The following is a 17,866-nucleotide window of genomic DNA, read 5'->3' on the forward strand; positions in this document are numbered from 1 at the left end:
CATCATGAGTGTCGAACTGAATCAGTTTCACTCAGTGTTTTTCGAAGAGAGTCAGGAGCACATCGACACGATGGAGCGCCTGCTCATGTCGATGTCGGTCGATAACCCGGAACCGGAAGACCTGAATTGCATATTCCGTGCGGCGCATTCCATCAAGGGCGCCAGCGGCATCTTCGGGTTTGATGCCCTCGGTCAGATTACCCATATCATGGAGAACCTGCTGGATCAGGTGCGCAAAGGGCAGCGTCCGCTCAGTAACGATCTGGTAGATCAGTTTCTCGGCGTGATTGACTGCCTGCGGCAGGTGCTAGACAGCTATCGCAACCAGCAGGACATCGACTGGCCCGAAGTCGAGCGCACTACCAGTCTTCTCGAATCGATATTGGGGGCGGCAGTAGCTGACGAGCCGCCAGATGACGGCTTCGGTTTTTTTGATCAGCCGGCCACCACCGACGCAGAGGCAGATGATGACTTCGGCTTCTTTGACCCACCAGCCGTTGCTCAAGCGTCGGACGAGGCCGGCTGGGGCCTGTTCGAGGCAGCCGATACCGACACGGCCACTCCGACTGCGGCGCAGGTTGCAGGCGCGCCCGGCAGGGATGGCAACCCGGTCAAAAAGGCTGCTGCAGGCGAGTCGTCCACCATTCGCGTCGATGTGGAGAAGGTTGATTCACTGATCAACCTGGTCGGCGAGCTGGTCATTACCCAATCGATGCTCAAGGTACTCGGCGACGATCTGGGTGGCAGCAATTCGCGCCTCGGCTCAGCGCTGGCGGAGTTGGAACGCCATACCCGGGAGATACAGGAGTCGGTCATGTCCATTCGGATGATGCCGGTTTCCTTCGTTTTTAACCGGTTTCCGCGGGTAGTACGTGACCTTGCCCGAAAGCTGGAAAAACAGGTTGAACTGGTACTGGAAGGCGAGCACACGGAACTGGATAAGGGGCTGATTGAAAAGCTGGTAGATCCGCTTACCCATCTGGTGCGCAATAGTATCGACCATGGCATTGAACGACCGGATGTGCGTCGAGATCGTGGTAAGCCGGAAACCGGCACCATCACCATCAGCGCAGCCCAGCGTGGCGGCACGATTCAAATTTGCATTGACGACGACGGTGCCGGGCTGAATCGCGAACGCATTCTGGGCAAGGCTCGCGAAAACGGTCTCAGCGTCAATGATGACATGAACGACGCCGATGTCTGGGATCTGATATTCCAGCCCGGTTTTTCGACCGCCGAAGTCGTTACCGATGTATCCGGTCGTGGCGTCGGTATGGACGTGGTTCGACGCAATATTCAGCAACTGGGTGGACGGGTCAACATCGCCAGCCGCGCCCTGCAAGGTTCCACCATCACCATCACTTTGCCGCTGACGCTGGCAATTGTCGACGGCATGGGCGTCATGGTTGGTGACCAGACCTTCATCATTCCTCTGGTCAGCATCATCGAGTCCATGCGTCCCTATCCTGAAAACATCGAACAGCTGGCCGGTAGCGCGCTACTCCATGTGCGTGATCAGTTTTGGCCGGTGCTGCCGCTGTATCAGGTTATGGACGCCGTGCCGCAGCACACCTCACCGGCAGACGGCATCGTGGTACTGATCGAAACCAGCAAGCGGCGCTATGGCTTGCTGGTTGATGAGCTGGTTGGCCAGCAACAGGTTGTGATCAAGAGTCTTGAGCAACACTACAAGCGGGTTCCTGGCGCGGCCGGAGCCACGATCATGGGCGACGGCAGCGTCGCGCTGATTCTCGACGTCGAGTCGCTGGCCGATGTCGTACCGACACTGGACGAGGAGATCGCATGAGCGGGCAGAAAGATCAGGCTGCTGGCAAGGCGGACAACGACGGTCCTGCCAGCGAGTTTCTAACCTTCGTGCTGGGTGACGAGCATTACGCCATCGACATCATGGCAGTGAAGGAAATACGCGGCTATGAGTCCGTGACCAAGATTGCCAAGGCCCCGGCCTATATCAAGGGCGTCATCAACCTGCGCGGGGATATCGTGCCCATCGTCGACCTGCGCATCAAATTTGATGTCGGCGAGGCGACGTACAACGAGTTCACAATCGTCATTGTTCTGCAGATCAATGAGCGAATGGTTGGCATTGTCGTCGACAGCGTATCGGACGTCATTGCGCTGACCGCATCTCAACGGCGGCCGCCACCCGAGTTTGGTGTTGCCTTTGACAGCCGCTTTCTGATGGGGCTGGCAAAGGTAAGCGGTCGCATGGTCATTCTCGTCAACATCGAAGCGCTGGTCACTAGCAGCGAGCTGGGACTGGTCGATGCTGCGCTGAAGAAAATGGAATCCTGAAACAACGATTGCGTCTGCCACAACCAAGGAACAGGACGTCCGAGGCATTTCCCCGGCAAGCCTGGCACCTGGAGGAGAGTTACATGCAACAGTTACCTTCGTTTCGCGTTGTCATGCTGTCAGCAGTACTGCCGAGTGCGGTGACAGCGGTTGCCGCATTGCTGGCGCTGGCAGGCGTCGGTGGGCCACCTGCGCTGACCGTCTGGTTGGTGATCGCATTGGTTGGTGGGTTGGCTGGTATCGTCGTTGGGCTGGGCGGACTAAACAGCATTCGTATGAAGCTGGGTGCTGAGCCGCGCGAGCTGCGCAGTCTGATCTGTCAGATCCTGCAACGGTTTCAGGCCAAGGCAGAGGCGTCGGACAGCGTCATGACCTTGCTTGAGCGTTTACAGGAAAACGCTAATGCGCGGGTTGATCGGGACTTGTTCAACACGCGTATTCGTCAGGCGGTTGATAATGCCAACACCAACATCATGATTGCCGATGGCGAGCGCAATGTGGTGTACATGAACGATGCGGTGCTGCAGATGCTGCGCGATGCCGAAGACGAGATCCGCAAGGACCTGCCCGGGTTTTCTGCCGAAACGGTGCTGGGTGGCAGCATCGACCGCTTTCACAAGGATCCGGCACATCAGATGGGCATGCTCGGTCGCTTGCAAGACACGCATCGTGCGCAGATTACGCTCGGGCGAAACACGTTTGGCCTTATCGCCAATCCGATTTTCAGTGAATCGGGTGAGCGCCTGGGGACGGTGGTTGAGTGGAAGGATCGCACCCGGGAGCTGGAGGCCGAGAATCTGGCCATCTTCAACACCCGCATCCGCCAGGCGGTCGATAATTCCAGCAACAACATCATGATTGCCGACGAGCACCGCGACATCGTCTACATGAACAAGGCGGTGGAAAGCATGCTGCGGCACTCGGAAGCGCAAATCAAACGCGATCTGCCGGCTTTCTCGGTCGACAAGGTACTTGGCGGCAGCATCGACCGCTTCCACAAGAATCCGGCTCACCAGATGAATATGCTGAGCAGTCTGCAGGGGACCCATCGGGCGCAAATCGTGTTGGGCGACAGCACCTTCGGCCTGATCGCCAATCCCGTATTCGCGCCGGATGGCAGCCGTCTGGGTACCGTAGTCGAGTGGCTTGACCGGACGGAGGAGCTGAAAGCCTCCGATGCAGTGACCAGTCTGGTGGCGGCTGCAGGGGCCGGTGATTTCACTCAGCGGATCGCGAGTGAGGGCAAACAGGGCTTCTTCCTCGAGCTGGCAACCGGGCTTAACCAGTTGATGGAAACCTCGGACAAGGGGCTCAAGGATATTGCCCGCGTATTGGGTGCCATTTCCGACGGCAACCTGACCGAGAAAGTCAGTGCGGAATACGAAGGCACTTTCCTTGAGTTGAAGAACTTCTGCAACCGCACCACGGAAAGCCTGTCCGCCATGATTGGTGAAATTCGTGGAGCATCGGGCACCATTATGACGGCGTCGAGCGAGATCGCCCAAGGTAACGCCGATCTGTCGAGCCGAACCGAGCAGCAGGCCTCCAGCCTGGAAGAAACCGCGTCCAGCATTGAACAACTGACGTCAACCGTGAGAACCAACACTGACAACGCCAAGCAGGCCAACGTGCTGGCCGAGCAGGCGACGGATATCGCAACCGAAGGCGGTGATCTGATTCGTCAGGTTGTGATCACCATGGAATCAATCAATGAGTCGGCGCGCAAGATTAGCGACATCATTGGTGTGATTGACGGCATCGCTTTCCAGACCAACATTCTCGCACTCAACGCCGCTGTTGAGGCGGCAAGGGCTGGTGAGCAGGGCCGTGGGTTTGCGGTGGTAGCCACTGAAGTGCGGACCCTGGCGCAGCGCTCGGCCGAGGCGGCCAAGGACATCAAACAGCTGATTTCCGACTCCGTGTCCAAGATCGAAGGTGGCAATACCCTGGTTAACAAGTCGGGCGAAACCATGACCGAGATCGTGACTGCGATCAAGCGGGTGAACGACATAATGGCGGAAATCGCTGCTGCATCGGTCGAGCAGGCCAGCGGGATAGAAGAGGTCAACACCGCCGTGGGCCAGATGGACGAGATGACCCAGCAGAACGCCGCGTTGGTTGAGCAGGCGGCAGCGGCGGCTGAAAGCCTGCGCTCGCAGACCGAAGGGCTCCAGCGTCAGGTCAGTGCTTTCAAACTGGATCAGAGCGACGATGGCCCCATGTCTGCGGCATTGCTGGCGCCGCCGCGCACGGGCGTAGTTGCCAGCAAGCAGGTCGCACCCGCTAAGCCGCGAACGGAAATAAGGGGTGGAAAGCCCAAATCCGGCAGAACGCTGGACGCACCAGACCACGATGATGACAGTGATTGGGAATCCTTCTGACGGGATGGCGCAGAGTGATAACAAGGACGGATCAACCAGAGCGCGAGTTCGAATATGGCTGGGACGACTTCGAGGCTGTGCGCAAACTACTGTATGCCAGCACTGGCATCAGCATGGCCGACAGCAAATTTCAACTGGTCTACAGCCGCTTGGCTCGGCGTCTGCGGGCGCTGAAGCTGCGATCGCTGAGTGACTATCTGCGCTACCTGGAAGCGTATAGAGAGGAAAAAGAGCATTTCGTTAATGCGCTGACCACTAACCTGACGTCGTTCTTTCGCGAATCGCACCACTTCGATGTCCTGGGGCGCTTTTTGCGGGAGAACTCAGGGCGGGGACGCCGCTTCAGACTGTGGTGTGCTGCAGCCAGTACGGGTGAAGAGCCCTACTCGATGGCCATGGTGGCGCTGGAAGCGCTGGGTAGCAATCCGCCGGTATCCATTATCGCCACCGATATCGACAGCCAGGTGTTGCAGCACGCACAGAATGGCATCTACACCCAGGAGCGCTGCGCTGGTTTATCAGCGGCGAGGCTAAAGCAGTTTTGCTTGCGGGGACGGCCAGGGTCAGCTCAGGCAGGGATGGTCAAAATGCGCAGAGAGCTGCAACGGCTGATTGAATTCAGAACGCTCAACCTGCTGTCGAGCCAATGGCCTGTTGAGGGTCCATTCGACGTTATTTTCTGCCGTAATGTGATGATCTATTTCGATAAACCCACGCAGCTCAAGCTGCTGGAGCGGATGATTCCCATGCTCACCGATGACGGACTGTACATAGCCGGCCACTCGGAAAGTTTCACTAACGCCACCAGACTTGTGAGGCTGGTGGATAGAACCGTGTATGCCGCGGTTGGGAGAGGCTGATGAGCGCGGCGGCGGAGTTGGCGATGAACCAGTATTACGATCGCTATTTTGACCGGCAGGCAACGAAAATTCTGCCGGGCGAATACTACGCTACCAGCCAGCCTGAAGTGATTGTCACCGTGTTGGGCTCCTGTGTGGCCGCGTGCATCAGAGACCGGGTCAACGGTATTGGTGGGATGAATCACTTCCTGTTGCCTCTGGATGGCTCGGCTGAACCGGGTAAACCCACCCAGTCGGCTCGATATGGTTCCTATGCGATGGAGTTGCTGATCAACCAGATCATCAAGCTGGGTGGCCGGCGTGAGCGTCTTGAGGCCAAGGTATTTGGCGGGGCTGCCGTGTTGCGGGGGATGTTGCTGAACGATGTGGGCAAGCGCAACGCTGACTTTGTCACCCGCTATTTGGCCAATGAGCAGATTCCTGTTGCCGCTGCCGATCTGCTGCAGGATTTTCCGCGCAAGGTGTATTTTTTCCCCGAGACAGGCCAGGTCTGGGTGAAGCGGATCGTAACCATCAAGAACGACACTATTTTTGAGCGTGAGCGTGAGTACCGTACGCGGGTCAAATACGAAGTCGCGTCAGGCAGTGTGGATCTGTTCGAGGAGTAAGCGATGACGATATCGGTTCTTGTGGTCGATGATTCAGCGCTGATACGCCAGGTCCTCGGTGAGCTGATTCGCACTGCACCAGGCTTCAGGCTGGTCGGGACCGCGAATGATGCTTACGCTGCGCGTGATCTGGTCAACCAGTTCGCGCCTGATGTGATCACCCTCGATATCGAGATGCCGCGGATGGATGGTCTGACCTTCCTGTCCAAGCTGATGAAAGCCAGGCCGACGCCGGTGGTGATGGTGTCTACGCTTACCGAGGATGGGGCTGACGCGACGCTGCGGGCACTTGAGCTGGGGGCGGTGGATTTTATTGCCAAACCCAAGCTGGATATCCGCAAGGGGTTGGAAGAGTACCGCGACACCTTGCTGGACAAACTCCGGGGCGCTGCGCAGGCTCGCGTGAAGCGGGCTGGCCCGACCTCCAGCGGCAAGGCAGCCTTATCCGAACAGATTAACTATCAGGGCACCGAGCATGTCATCGCCATTGGCGCATCCACTGGCGGTACCGAAGCTATTCGTGCGGTCCTCGAACGGTTGCCAGTGGGTATGCCGGGTATCGTCATGACCCAGCACATGCCGCCTGGTTTTACCACCTCCTACGCGGCCCGCCTTGACCGGCTTTCTCGCCTGCGGGTCCAGGAGGTAAAGGGTGGCGAACGGATCTTGCCCGGGCATGCGTATCTTGCGCCCGGTGACAAGCACCTGCTGGTCGAGCGTTACGGGGCGGATTTGGTGTGCAAGCTCTCTGACGCCGAGCCGGTGAACCGGCACAAGCCATCGGTTGATGTGATGTTCGATTCGGTGGCGCAGACCTGCGGTGCCAGCGCTACCGGCGTGTTGTTGACTGGAATGGGCAAGGATGGAGGGCAGGGGATGTTCACCATGCAGCAGCGTGGCGCGCTGACCATCGCTCAGGATGAGGCCAGCTGTGTGGTGTTTGGGATGCCGAAGGAAGCGATTCGGCTAGGGGGGGCCGCCGAGGTACTGCCGTTGAATGATATCGCCGAACGCCTGGTTGCTCACGTCAAACAAGTAGGAAGAGGCAACCGGGTATGACGCCCGGTTGCGCGCGTTACAGAGCGCCGAAGACCTTGCGTGCAAGGTTGCTGGCAGCCGCTGTTGGGTCGCTGCGAATCGTTGCTTCCTGTTGGGCGATCATCTCGAACAGGCTATCCAGCGCCTTTTCGGTAACGTAGCTCTCGACGCTGGTCGCGTTGGCGTCGACAACGCCAAACCCCGCTGCCTGGGAGGCAAATGTGTTGTATTGCTGGGCTACCCCAATCTGATCAGTGGCTTGCTTGACCACCGGAAGAAAGAGCGCGCGAATCTCTTCTCGGCTGCTGCGTTCGAGATACTGTGTTGCGGAGTCGTTACCGCCGGTGAGGACACCCTTGGCGTCTGTCAGGCTCATCCTGCTGATGGCGTTGACCAGAATGGATTGCGCCTGGGGCACCGCAGCCTCCGCAGCCTGATTCATGCTGTTTTCCAACGCGGTGATCTGGCTCCCCATTCCCATCATTTTCAGCGTGCGTGCAGCGCTACCCAGCTTGCCTGGCAGTTCAATGCGCACATCCGGGTTATTGCTGAACCCGCCGGGCTTGCCGAGTTCACTGACGGCCAGCTGCGCGCCTTGAGTCAGGGCGTCCTTCATGGCTGTTGCGGTGTCCTGCTGGGTCAGCTCCGACAGGGACAACGCCAGTGCCTGTGTTGACAGCAGCAGGCTGGTTATCAATAACGCAAAACGTTTCATGTCCATCTCCAGCTAAGGGCGGTTCTTTCACTTTAGACGATGTCTGTCGCAGGGGGAGTGTGGGGTGTATTCAAGGGGTACGGGGCGGGGGCGTCTTTAGTCTAATAGGGTTGTTAATGTGATCTACCGTCTATTTTGTTTTCATTTAAATCAAATGGTTATGATTTATTTCTAATGTGATTTTTACTACTAGGTCGTGGTGCTTAACGTCCGTTCTACCAAAGTCTTACTCTTCACCTGCGTATCCCGGTGCTACCGTTACTGACGTAATAACAACAACAATGGAGACGCTAATGTCCATGTCAAAAGAAGAGGCAGCGCGCGGTTACTGGCGTGAAAACCTCAAACTCATGCTGACCCTGCTGGTCGTCTGGTTTGTGGTTTCCTTCGGTGCCGGCGTGCTGTTCGTAGACCAGCTCAACGCCATCCAGTTCTTCGGCTTCCCGCTGGGGTTCTGGTTTGCCCAGCAGGGTTCCATCTACGCCTTCGTGGTGCTCATCTTCGTGTACGTCTGGAAGATGAATCAGCTCGATCGCAAGTACGACTTCCACGAAGAATAAGAACAGGATCCCAGCGATGGATACCCAAACTCTGATTTATCTGTTCGTCGGCGCGACCTTCGCGCTGTATATCGCCATTGCCATCTGGTCTCGTGCGGGTAGCACCAGCGAGTACTACGTTGCCAGCAAGGGCGTACACCCGATTGCCAACGGTATGGCTACCGGGGCTGACTGGATGTCTGCCGCATCCTTCATCTCCATGGCCGGTATCATCTCCTTCACCGGTTATGACGGCTCGGTGTACCTGATGGGCTGGACCGGTGGTTATGTGCTGCTGGCAATGTGTCTGGCGCCGTACCTGCGCAAATTCGGCAAGTTCACTGTGCCGGAGTTTGTCGGCGAGCGCTACTACTCACAGACAGCCCGGGTAGTGGCGGTGATCTGTGTGATCTTCATTTCCTTTACCTACGTGGCTGGCCAAATGCGCGGTGTTGGCATCGTGTTCTCCCGTTACCTGGAAGTGGATATCAACACTGGCGTCGTCATCGGTATGGCCATCGTGTTCTTCTACGCCGTACTCGGCGGTATGAAGGGCATCACCTACACTCAAGTAGCCCAGTACTGCGTGATGATGTTTGCCTATATGGTTCCGGCCATTTACATCTCCATGCTGATTACCGGCAACCCAATCCCGCAACTGGGCTTTGGTAGTGAGGTAACCGGTACCGGGCAATCGGTACTGGAGCGGCTGAACGGGCTGGGCGCTGAACTGGGCTTTGGTGCCTACACAGACGGGTCCAAGTCGACCATCGATGTGTTCTTCATCACCATGGCGCTGATGGTCGGTACTGCGGGTCTGCCCCACGTTATCGTTCGTTTTTTCACCACTCCGACCGTGCGTGATGCCCGTAAATCAGCTGGTTACGCTCTGTTGTTCATCGCGATTCTCTACACTACTGCGCCGGCGGTTGCTGCGTTTGCCCGCACCAATCTGCTGACCTCGGTGCCGAACGTCGCTTACGAGCAGGTGCCGACCTGGCTCAAGACCTGGGAAAATGCGGGTCTGATTGCCTGGCAGGACAAGAACAACGACGGCGTGATTCAGTACGGCCCGGGTGCGCCGTTCGTTGGCGCTCCGAAGTTTACTGACGAGCGCGGCACCAACGGTGAGCGTCTGATCAGCAACGAGCCAACTGCTGCTACAACCGAACTGTATGTGGACCGCGACATCATGGTTCTGGCTAACCCGGAAATCGCCTCTCTGCCGGGCTGGGTCGTTGCCCTGATTGCGGCGGGTGGCTTGGCTGCGGCGCTGTCTACTGCTGCGGGTCTGTTGCTGGTGATCTCGACCTCGGTCTCCCATGACTTGCTCAAGAGCAACATGGCGCCGAATATTACCGAGAAACAGGAGTTGCTGGCTGCGCGGGTTGCGGCGGGTGTCGCCATCGCCATCGCCGGTCTTTTCGGGATCTACCCACCGGCCTTCGTGGCGCAGGTGGTCGCCTTCGCGTTCGGTCTGGCGGCGGCCTCGTTCTTCCCGGTCATCGTCATGGGTATTTTCTCGAAGAAGATGAACAAAGAAGGGGCTATCGCCGGGATGATTGTCGGTCTGACCTTCACCTTCGGTTATATCGTCTACTTCAAGTTCATCAACCCAACTGCGACCGCAGACGACTGGTGGTTCGGTATCTCTCCGGAAGGTATCGGTACCCTGGGTATGATCTTCAACTTCATCGCGGCAGTACTGGTTGCCTCGGTTACCAAGGCGCCGCCGGAGAAGATCCAGCATCTGATCGAGGATATCCGTATCCCGCGTGGTGCAGGGGCTGCAGTTGATCACTGATCAGCAGCTCTGAAACAAAAACGCCCCGCATGATGCGGGGCGTTTTTTATGGGAGACCGGTCAGAAGCGCCAGCTAACCTGAGTGGCCAGGCCGTGTGCATCGTTGCGGAACTCGGCAGTGTAGTCTGCGGTGTTGATCTCGCCTTTGGCTTCGCGCAGGTAGGAGTAAGCAACGTCCAGCGTCAGATCCGGAGTCACATCCCAGCCGGCGCCGAGGGAGAATACCTTGCGGTCAGATACCGGCACGCGCACGGTCCGATGGGTGTCATTGGTGGGCGACGGATCAACGGTAAAGCCGGCACGTAGCACCCATTGCGGGTTCAGCTGATAGGAGGCGCCAACCGCCCATGACCAGATGTCATCCCACTGCATGTCTTCCTGGATGACGCCAATGCGGCCCTGATAAGCGGCTGCAACACCATCGTTCTCGATCACAATCTTGTCCAGACGGCTCCAGCGCGTCCAGGTCGTCCCAGCGTACAGGGTCCAGCGCGGGTCCAGGTGCCAGCTGATCGAGGTATCAATCGACTCTGGCGTAGTGAAGTCGAGGCTGGCGTCGTAGGTGCCGTTCAGACCAGGAGCCACGGAGCCTTTGACGCGGGTGCGACCCTCCAGGGTGTAATCGACCTTGGAGTGATAGGTCAGCCCCCAGCTCAGTTGCTCGGTCAGCGCGACCAGCACACCGGCGTTAAAGCCGTAGCCAATATCGTCACCCTTGACGCTGACATGAGTGTCCGGGCCGACACCGGGCGCTACAGCGTGTGGTGAGTTGCGTGTCAGCTTGCCCTTGATCTGGTTGATGGTCGGGCCAAAGCCAACGGATACGCGATCGCTGACCTGATAGCTCAGGGTGGGCTGCAGGGTAACCACCTGAACATTGCTGTGCAGGCCATGGTAGCGACCCTGAAATCCTTTCTCGTAGTCGCTGATGACGCCGAAAGGTGCGTAGATACCGAGGCCAGCGTGCCAGCGTTCATTGAGCGGCGTCACCAGATAACCAAAGGGCACAACAGCATTAGGCACCATATCGCCTTTGTTGCTGCCGGGCAGGGCGCCCCGGGCATCACTGATGTCGGTTGAGGCGAAGATGGTAGCAAAGCCACCACTGACCTCGGTTCTGTCAAGCCTGGACATGCCGGCCGGATTGCCAAACAAGGTGCTGGCGTCTTCGGCGGCGGATGAGCGTCCTGCAAACCCAGTTCCCATCCCGCTGGCGCTTTGTTCGTTGATGCTCAGACCATTGGCGCTGACGCCGGTGGCGGCGAGGGTGACGGCCAGGGCAGCAGAGGACTTCAGCCAGGCGTGTCTGTTCATGGAATGCTCCGGATATTGATTGGTGATTCGGTGAGGGCGCGCACGCTATCAAGAATCAGAGTCATATACCAGAGCTGTCTGTCGGTAAAAGCGGTTTTGGTGGCGCTAAATGACGACAAAATGCCCGTTTATGTCGCTACATGGTGCCAATTCTGGCTTGCCTCAGTCGCCGCCAGTGACGCAGTCTTGATTCCAGGTCGGCTAGCGTCGTGAGATTTTCGCGATGAGCCAGTGAGAGCAGAATGAGCATCAGCTCGGCCGTTGCCAGTGCGTCAGCCGCCGCGTGATGACGCTGCTGGTTGACTACCTTAAAGTGACTTTGCCACTCATCGAGGCTTTGTCGGCTGCTGGCACCAGGACAGAGCATGGGCGCGAGTTCTGCGACATCCAGAAAACGATGGCGCAAACGCTGGCCCAGCTCGTCCCGCAAGCCCCGTTGCAGCATGCGGTGGTCGAATGCGGCGTGAAAGGCGACAAACACGCATTGGCCAGCAAAGTCCATAAAATCCAGCAGTGCGTCTGCCGGCGCGACGCCTTCGGCAACTGCGCTGGGCGCAATGCCGTGAATGAGCACCGACTCCGTTACCCGGTGATTCTCCTGATACAGCGTGCATTCGTATTGAGTGCCCAGATCGATCAGGCCGCCTTCAATGACCACTGCGCCGACCGACAAAATCCGGTCCCGGTTGACGTTAAGGCCGCTTGTTTCCAAGTCCATAACGACGAAACGGCAATCGGATAGCAGCGTACTGTCAAACGGCTGGTGGGCTGGCAGGGCCGTTTTGCGCTGTTGTTGCTCAGCCGTCAGCCCGCGCCTGCGTGAAGTCAGCCAACCAAGGGGATTCACAGGTTGTATCTCAGCGCAAGGCTGGCCTGCAGCCGTTTTGCCTGCCGGAACGACTCGCGCAGAATGCGCCGGTCCAGCTGGTTGAGATTTTCCGGGTCGAGCCGGTTGCTGAACGGTCGGCCGTCGCGCTCCTGCTGCTGATGTTGCTGCATGCGCACCAATTGAATGAACTGATAGCCTTCGATATAGGCGTCAGCGTCTTGTGGGTCGAGCACTCGACGCTCGCGCAGTTGCTGTAACCGCTCCAGGGTATTGGCGACGCTGATCCCGTTGGCCAGCGCCAGCAGCCGCGCGCCGTCTACGAATGGGCTGAGCCCCTGCACCTTGGTGTCGAGGGTGTCCTTTTCTGCACCGCTACGCGCTACCACAAAGTCGCGCAGGCGCCCGATTGGCGGACGGTTGAGCAGCGCATTCTGTGCCATCTGTTGCTGGAACAGGGTATTGCCGCCGATCTGACGTAGCACGTCCGCAAACAGCTGTTCCGGTGCGCGTTTGTCACCCCAGACCACGCGAAAGTCGAAGTAGATTGATGAGCTGAGAAGGTTTGCTGGTGTGGTGCTGCGCACCATCCGTGAGAACCTTTCTCGCCATTCGTGGGCTGATAGGCACAGTTCGGGATTGCTGGCCATGATGTTGCCTTTGCACAGACTGAAACCGCATTCGGCGAGTGCGTTGTTGATGTGCGCTGCTAATGGCAGCAGGCGCGCACGGCGTTCTTCTGTTTCTTGAGCGGAAACGGCGGTAAACAAAATGCCGTTGTCCTGATCGGTATGCAGTGTCTGCTCCTGCCGTCCTTCGCTTCCGAAGCACAGCCAGCTGAATGGAATGCCGGGATCACCGTGTGCCTCGACACTGAGCTCGATCACACGACATACCGTGTGATCGTTGAATAGCGTGATGATGCGGGTTATCTGACCTGAGGACGCGCCGTGCGCGAGCATGCTGTCGACCAGCTTGTGAATGTCGCCGCGCAGCTCACACAGACGTTCTACGCTTTCCGCCTGCCGTAGCATGCGTGCCAGGTGCACGAGGTTTACCCGCTGCAGCGAGAACAGGTCGCGCTCGGAAACAACACCCGTGAGCTTGCCGTCGTCTACTAGGCAGATGTGTGCAATGTGCCGCCTGGTCATGGCGATAGCCGCGTCGAAGGCGCTGGCAGAGGAGGGTAGTGCCGCCGGTTGCGGTGTCATTACGTCGCTGATGGGGCTATTCAGGTCCGCGGCATCGTTGGCAATGAGGGCACGCAGGTCGCGCAGCGTGAAGATGCCCGTGGGGGCCTGTTGCTGGTCAGTGATGACGATGCTACCTACACCGGCCTCATGCATTTGTTTGACGGCATCACGAATGCAGGTTGTGGGGTAGCAGTGAATGGGCTCGCGGGCAATCAGGCCGTCCAGGCGGGTATCTAGCGAGTAGTGTGATCCAAGGGTTTCGCTCGCCTGCTTCTGCGCCTGTTGATTGACTTGCTCCAGCAGGCTACTGACTCCGCGCAGGGCAAAGTCTCTAAACGGCATTGACTGACTGAACAGGGTAACGAAGTCGTCCCGCTTGACTGTCAGGCAGAAGCTGTCTTCCGCTGCGCGGTGAAGTGTCCGGGTAGCTCGTTCGCCCAGCAGTGCCGCGAGGGGGAAACACTCTCCAGTGCCGATCTCAAAAGTGGTGTCTGGGTCGTCGCTGCCAGGCACGACCCGTTCGCCGCGTATAAGCCCCTGTTTGACGATGAAGAAGTGCTGAACCGGACCGTCCTGCGGTTGAATAATGGGGTCGCCAGCAGCAAAGAAGCGCAGTTGTGCGTGTTCAACAAGCCAGGCCAGATGCCCCTGTTCCATCAGGTTGAATGGCGGGTAGCCGAGCAGAAAGCCGATGATGCCCTGGATGTTCTGCATCACTGCGGTTTTGCCAGCCTGGGTGAACTTGTCATCTTTGCTCATTGGCGCTTCGCCTCGTGTTTACAGCCAGTATTGCGTGAGTCGACGGTGACTGCCATCCGACCTTGGTTGTTGATCCTCTGCAGAGTTTGGGCACCGCTCGCAAGTCCGTGGACAAGTGATTTCATCTGACCGGTCATTTTGTTATTGTGGCGCCTAAAAGACGCCGATCATCAGTTGCCGATGACAGTAGCCGGTAATCGATGTGCGTCGCGTTCGCTCAGTATAGTAAGGCAGCGTGCTGGGATGCCGCCTCCGCCGTTGGCGGGGTAACACGGTTCGGTTTGTTCAAGGGGTAGGGCTTGATCAAGGTACTGGTGGTTGATGACCATGATTTGGTACGCATGGGCATCAGTCGTATGCTGAGTGACGTCCCGGGACTCTCCGTCATCGGTGAAGCTGACAGCGGTGAAACTGCCGTCACCCGCGCTCGCGAACTCAAACCGGACGTCATCCTGATGGATGTGCGCATGCCTGGTATCGGTGGGCTTGAGGCCACTCGCAAGCTGGTGCAGTACGACAAGCACGTCAAGGTGATCGCCGTCACGGTCTGTGATGAAGAACCCTTTCCGACACGCCTGATGCAGGCGGGTGCAGCCGGTTACGTAACCAAGGGCGCAGCCCTCGATGAAATGGTCTCGGCGATACGTCAGGTGCACTCTGGTCAACGCTATATCAGCCCCAATGTTGCCCAGCAGCTCGCACTCAAGCAGTTTAATCCCGGCGGCGACTCACCGTTCGACTGCCTGTCCGAACGTGAAATCCAGATCGCCCTGATGATCGTCAGCTGCGAAAAGGTTCAGAGCATTTCCGACAAGCTCTGCCTGAGTCCGAAGACCGTCAATACCTACCGTTATCGGATCTTCGAGAAACTGGGTGTCACCAGCGACGTGGAGCTGACCCTCCTAGCTGTTCGCCACGGCATGGTAGACGCAAGCCGGCAGTGACTACGCTTCCCGAATTCGATGCCAAGGCCTTTCTGGCCTCGGCCAGTAGCAAGCCCGGCGTGTATCGGATGTTCGATGCTGAGGGTGAGCTGCTGTATGTCGGCAAGGCCGGCAACCTGAAAAAACGCCTTTCCAGCTATTTTCGCAAGACCGGCCTCAGCCCAAAGACTGAAGCGCTGGTTGCTCGCATCCAGCAGATCGACACGACGATCACTGCCAACGAGACCGAAGCGCTGCTGCTGGAGCAGAGCCTGATCAAGGCTAATCGCCCGCCGTACAACATCCTGTTGCGGGACGATAAGTCCTACCCCTATGTGTTCCTTTCCAGCAATGACGACTTTCCAAGGCTAGGGCTGCATCGGGGAACCAAGCGTGCCAAAGGGCGGTACTTCGGGCCTTACCCGAGCGCGGGTGCGATTCGCGAGAGCCTTAACCTGTTGCAGAAGGCCTTTTTTGTTCGCCAGTGTGAGGATAGCTATTACCGCAACCGTACCCGTCCGTGCCTGCAGTATCAGATCAAGCGCTGTAAGGCCCCGTGTGTGGGGCTGGTTGATGCGGCGGAGTATGCGGAGGATGTTCGTCACTCGGTGATGTTTCTGGAAGGGCGGAGCAATGCGCTGAATGACGAACTCACAGCAGCAATGGAGCAGGCGTCCATGGCGCTTGATTTTGAGCGTGCTGCCGAGTTGCGTGATCAGATCGCCCTGCTGCGCCGGGTGCAGGATCAGCAGAATATTGATACCGAGCAGGGTAGCGCTGATATTGTCGCAGCCGCCGTTGCGCCTGGAGGGGCCTGCGTTCACGTCATCATGGTGCGCCATGGCCGGGTCCTGGGCAGCAAAAATCACTTTCCACGGGTGCCGATCGAGCAGCAGCCGGGCGAAGTGCTTGCTGCATTCCTGCCTCAATATTATCTGGGGACGGCCGAGCGCGAGGTGCCGGCGGAAATCATCGTCAACGCCGAGCACGATGACTTTGCGGTCATCACCAGCGCATTGAGTGAGGCGCGTGGCTTTAGCGTCAGCATCAGTCCACGGGTACGCGGTACGCGGCGACGTTGGCAGGAGTTGGCAAGCAGTAATGCCGAGCAGTCGCTGGCCAGCCTGCTGAGCAACCGTCAGCATGTCCAGCAACGATTTGAAGCCCTGCAGCAGGCGCTGCAACTGGATGAACTGCCGACTCGCCTTGAGTGCTACGACATCAGTCACTCAAGCGGTGAGGCTACCGTGGCTTCTTGTGTGGTGTTTGGCCCGGAAGGGCCACTCAAGAGCGACTATCGCCGGTTCAATATCGAGGGCGTTACCGCAGGAGACGACTATGCCGCAATGCACCAGGCGTTGATGCGCCGTTTCTCGCGGATCAAGGAAGGTGAGGGCAAGATGCCCGATATCCTGCTGGTTGATGGCGGCAAAGGGCAGATGAACATGGCGCGTGATGTGTTGCAGGAACTCGCTATTCACGATCTGACACTGCTGGGCGTTGCCAAGGGTGTTACCCGCAAGGCAGGCATGGAGACTCTCTTTCTCAATACCCCCGATAACGAGCTGGTGCTACCAGGCCACTCGCCAGCGTTGCACCTTATTCAGCATATTCGGGACGAGGCGCACCGTTTTGCCATCACTGGTCACCGCCAGCGCAGAGGCAAGGCGCGAACCAGCTCAAGCCTTGAGGGTATCCCGGGAGTGGGGCCAAAACGTCGGCGCGAACTACTGAAACATTTTGGCGGCTTGCAGGAGTTGAAGCGGGCCAGTGCGGTGGAAATAGCAAAGGCGCCTGGCATCAGTAAAAAACTCGCGGAACAGATTTATGCGGTCCTGCATAGCGATTAGAATGGTTGCTCGTACAAGGCCGCGGAAACCATGAACATTCCAAATATTCTGACCCTCATCCGGGTTGCGCTGATCCCCATTTTTATCCTGCTGTTCTACATGCCGTTCCACTGGAGCTACATTGCGGCGGCGCTGGTGTTTACGCTGGCGAGTGTAACCGACTGGCTGGACGGCTATCTGGCGCGCAAACTGGAGCAAAGCACTCCCTTTGGAGCGTTCCTCGATCCGGTCGCGGACAAGCTGATGGTCGTGATTGCGCTGGTGCTGCTGGTTCAGCACCACGCCAACTTCTGGGTGACTGCGCCAGCGGCAATTATCATCGGCCGTGAGCTGGTTATTTCTGCGTTACGTGAGTGGATGGCGGAGATGGGAGCCAGAGCACAAGTCGCAGTCTCCCAACTGGGTAAATACAAGACGGCGCTGCAGATGGTGGCCCTGGTCGTGTTGTTGGCCAACCCGCCGCAGCTCACGCTATGGGTAATAGTCGGGTACATTCTGCTGGCAATGTCTGCCGTACTGACCCTGTGGTCGATGGTGGTCTATCTGCTGGCTGCCTGGCCGCACCTGCGCCCCGATAGTGATCAAAATTCCCCCAAATAACTTTTTTTGAATCAACAACTTGACAGGCCGGCGCAGATGGATAGAATGAGCGCCGTCCGATGCAGTGAACTGCTCAGCAAGTTCAGACCACCCAGCGTGGTACTGCAGAGGCGATTAGCGAGAACTGATCGATTGGTAGA

Annotated in this window: 15 protein-coding genes; 11 read left to right on the top strand and 4 right to left on the bottom strand. The window is 58.0% G+C overall.

All coding sequences use genetic code 11. The features are described 5' to 3' along the window. Positions 1-4 precede the first annotated feature (4 nt). The 6 genes from ACKPCU_RS11950 to ACKPCU_RS11975 all read left to right on the top strand — a co-directional run bounded on the left by ACKPCU_RS11950 (position 5) and on the right by ACKPCU_RS11975 (position 7,224). Positions 5-1,807 carry a chemotaxis protein CheA gene (locus ACKPCU_RS11950; protein WP_321346948.1) on the top strand — a complete coding sequence of 601 codons (1,803 nt, stop codon included), beginning with the start codon at positions 5-7 and terminating at the stop codon, positions 1,805-1,807. After that, positions 1,804-2,316 carry a chemotaxis protein CheW gene (locus tag ACKPCU_RS11955; protein ID WP_104739267.1) on the top strand — a complete coding sequence of 171 codons (513 nt, stop codon included), beginning with the start codon at positions 1,804-1,806 and terminating at the stop codon, positions 2,314-2,316. The genes ACKPCU_RS11950 and ACKPCU_RS11955 overlap by 4 nt, the downstream gene beginning before the upstream one ends. An 83-nt stretch (positions 2,317-2,399) precedes the next feature. After that, the gene (locus ACKPCU_RS11960) at positions 2,400-4,697 is read left to right on the top strand and encodes a methyl-accepting chemotaxis protein (protein ID WP_321346950.1); all 2,298 of its coding nucleotides are present in this window, start codon (positions 2,400-2,402) and stop codon (positions 4,695-4,697) included. A 14-nt stretch (positions 4,698-4,711) separates the two neighbouring features. Continuing rightward, positions 4,712-5,557, top strand: a complete 846-nt coding sequence (locus ACKPCU_RS11965) for a CheR family methyltransferase (RefSeq protein ID WP_407651854.1) — start codon at positions 4,712-4,714, stop codon at positions 5,555-5,557. Then, positions 5,557-6,165: a chemoreceptor glutamine deamidase CheD gene (gene cheD / locus ACKPCU_RS11970; RefSeq protein WP_321346952.1), complete on the top strand. Its 609-nt coding sequence runs from the start codon at positions 5,557-5,559 to the stop codon at positions 6,163-6,165. Before ACKPCU_RS11965 ends, cheD begins: the two co-directional genes overlap by 1 nt. 3 nt (positions 6,166-6,168) lie before the next feature. Next, positions 6,169-7,224, top strand: coding sequence for a protein-glutamate methylesterase/protein-glutamine glutaminase (locus ACKPCU_RS11975; protein ID WP_321346955.1), 1,056 nt, complete (start codon positions 6,169-6,171; stop codon positions 7,222-7,224). Positions 7,225-7,240: 16 nt separating this feature from the next. On the opposite strand, the gene ACKPCU_RS11980 is transcribed toward ACKPCU_RS11975, so the two are convergent. Further along, on the bottom strand, positions 7,241-7,918 hold the full coding sequence (locus ACKPCU_RS11980) for a DUF4197 domain-containing protein (RefSeq protein WP_321346957.1): 678 nt from the start codon (positions 7,916-7,918) through the stop codon (positions 7,241-7,243). Between the two features lie 293 nt (positions 7,919-8,211). On the opposite strand from ACKPCU_RS11980, the gene ACKPCU_RS11985 reads away from it, so the two are divergent. Both ACKPCU_RS11985 and ACKPCU_RS11990 read left to right on the top strand, forming a co-directional pair. Continuing rightward, on the top strand, positions 8,212-8,478 hold the full coding sequence (locus ACKPCU_RS11985; RefSeq protein ID WP_088274190.1) for a DUF4212 domain-containing protein: 267 nt from the start codon (positions 8,212-8,214) through the stop codon (positions 8,476-8,478). Between the two features lie 16 nt (positions 8,479-8,494). Continuing rightward, entirely contained in the window at positions 8,495-10,261 is a 1,767-nt protein-coding gene (locus tag ACKPCU_RS11990; protein ID WP_321346962.1) for a sodium:solute symporter family protein, read from the top strand. A 60-nt stretch (positions 10,262-10,321) separates the two neighbouring features. On the opposite strand, the gene ACKPCU_RS11995 is transcribed toward ACKPCU_RS11990, so the two are convergent. From ACKPCU_RS11995 to ACKPCU_RS12005, 3 genes are all read right to left on the bottom strand, one after another. Next, a complete protein-coding gene (locus ACKPCU_RS11995; protein WP_321346964.1) occupies positions 10,322-11,575 on the bottom strand; it encodes an OmpP1/FadL family transporter in 1,254 nt (417 codons plus the stop codon). A gap of 136 nt (positions 11,576-11,711) precedes the next feature. Then, positions 11,712-12,422 carry a 3'-5' exonuclease gene (locus ACKPCU_RS12000; protein ID WP_407651756.1) on the bottom strand — a complete coding sequence of 237 codons (711 nt, stop codon included), beginning with the start codon at positions 12,420-12,422 and terminating at the stop codon, positions 11,712-11,714. Continuing rightward, positions 12,419-14,353 carry a DUF294 nucleotidyltransferase-like domain-containing protein gene (locus ACKPCU_RS12005; RefSeq protein WP_321346966.1) on the bottom strand — a complete coding sequence of 645 codons (1,935 nt, stop codon included), beginning with the start codon at positions 14,351-14,353 and terminating at the stop codon, positions 12,419-12,421. Before ACKPCU_RS12005 ends, ACKPCU_RS12000 begins: the two co-directional genes overlap by 4 nt. A gap of 299 nt (positions 14,354-14,652) precedes the next feature. Here ACKPCU_RS12005 and gacA point away from each other — a divergent pair, with 299 nt between their 5' ends. From gacA to pgsA, 3 genes are read left to right on the top strand one after another with little or no spacing between them, the layout of a single operon-like run. Continuing rightward, positions 14,653-15,297, top strand: coding sequence for a response regulator transcription factor GacA (gene gacA, locus ACKPCU_RS12010; RefSeq protein ID WP_104739274.1), 645 nt, complete (start codon positions 14,653-14,655; stop codon positions 15,295-15,297). Then, positions 15,294-17,126: an excinuclease ABC subunit UvrC gene (gene uvrC, locus ACKPCU_RS12015; protein WP_321346969.1), complete on the top strand. Its 1,833-nt coding sequence runs from the start codon at positions 15,294-15,296 to the stop codon at positions 17,124-17,126. Before gacA ends, uvrC begins: the two co-directional genes overlap by 4 nt. A 30-nt stretch (positions 17,127-17,156) precedes the next feature. Then, positions 17,157-17,726 (top strand): CDP-diacylglycerol--glycerol-3-phosphate 3-phosphatidyltransferase, encoded by a 570-nt coding sequence (pgsA, locus tag ACKPCU_RS12020; protein WP_104739276.1) that lies wholly within the window; start codon positions 17,157-17,159, stop codon positions 17,724-17,726. The last annotated feature ends 140 nt before the right edge of the window (positions 17,727-17,866 follow it).

Origin of the sequence: Halopseudomonas oceani (assembly GCF_963677335.1) — a bacterium.
GTDB lineage: Bacteria > Pseudomonadota > Gammaproteobacteria > Pseudomonadales > Pseudomonadaceae > Halopseudomonas > Halopseudomonas oceani.

Excerpts from the sequence above, each read along its gene's own strand:
- pgsA (WP_104739276.1), top strand. The coding sequence starts at position 17,157 with ATGAACATTCCAAATATTCTGACCCTCATCCGGGTTGCGCTGATCCCC.
- ACKPCU_RS11975 (WP_321346955.1), top strand. The coding sequence starts at position 6,169 with ATGACGATATCGGTTCTTGTGGTCGATGATTCAGCGCTGATACGCCAG.
- ACKPCU_RS12005 (WP_321346966.1), bottom strand. The coding sequence starts at position 14,353 with ATGAGCAAAGATGACAAGTTCACCCAGGCTGGCAAAACCGCAGTGATG.
- ACKPCU_RS11955 (WP_104739267.1), top strand. The coding sequence starts at position 1,804 with ATGAGCGGGCAGAAAGATCAGGCTGCTGGCAAGGCGGACAACGACGGT.
- ACKPCU_RS11960 (WP_321346950.1), top strand. The coding sequence starts at position 2,400 with ATGCAACAGTTACCTTCGTTTCGCGTTGTCATGCTGTCAGCAGTACTG.
- ACKPCU_RS11985 (WP_088274190.1), top strand. The coding sequence starts at position 8,212 with ATGTCCATGTCAAAAGAAGAGGCAGCGCGCGGTTACTGGCGTGAAAAC.
- ACKPCU_RS11990 (WP_321346962.1), top strand. The coding sequence starts at position 8,495 with ATGGATACCCAAACTCTGATTTATCTGTTCGTCGGCGCGACCTTCGCG.
- ACKPCU_RS11980 (WP_321346957.1), bottom strand. The coding sequence starts at position 7,918 with ATGAAACGTTTTGCGTTATTGATAACCAGCCTGCTGCTGTCAACACAG.
- cheD (WP_321346952.1), top strand. The coding sequence starts at position 5,557 with ATGAGCGCGGCGGCGGAGTTGGCGATGAACCAGTATTACGATCGCTAT.
- ACKPCU_RS11950 (WP_321346948.1), top strand. The coding sequence starts at position 5 with ATGAGTGTCGAACTGAATCAGTTTCACTCAGTGTTTTTCGAAGAGAGT.
- ACKPCU_RS11995 (WP_321346964.1), bottom strand. The coding sequence starts at position 11,575 with ATGAACAGACACGCCTGGCTGAAGTCCTCTGCTGCCCTGGCCGTCACC.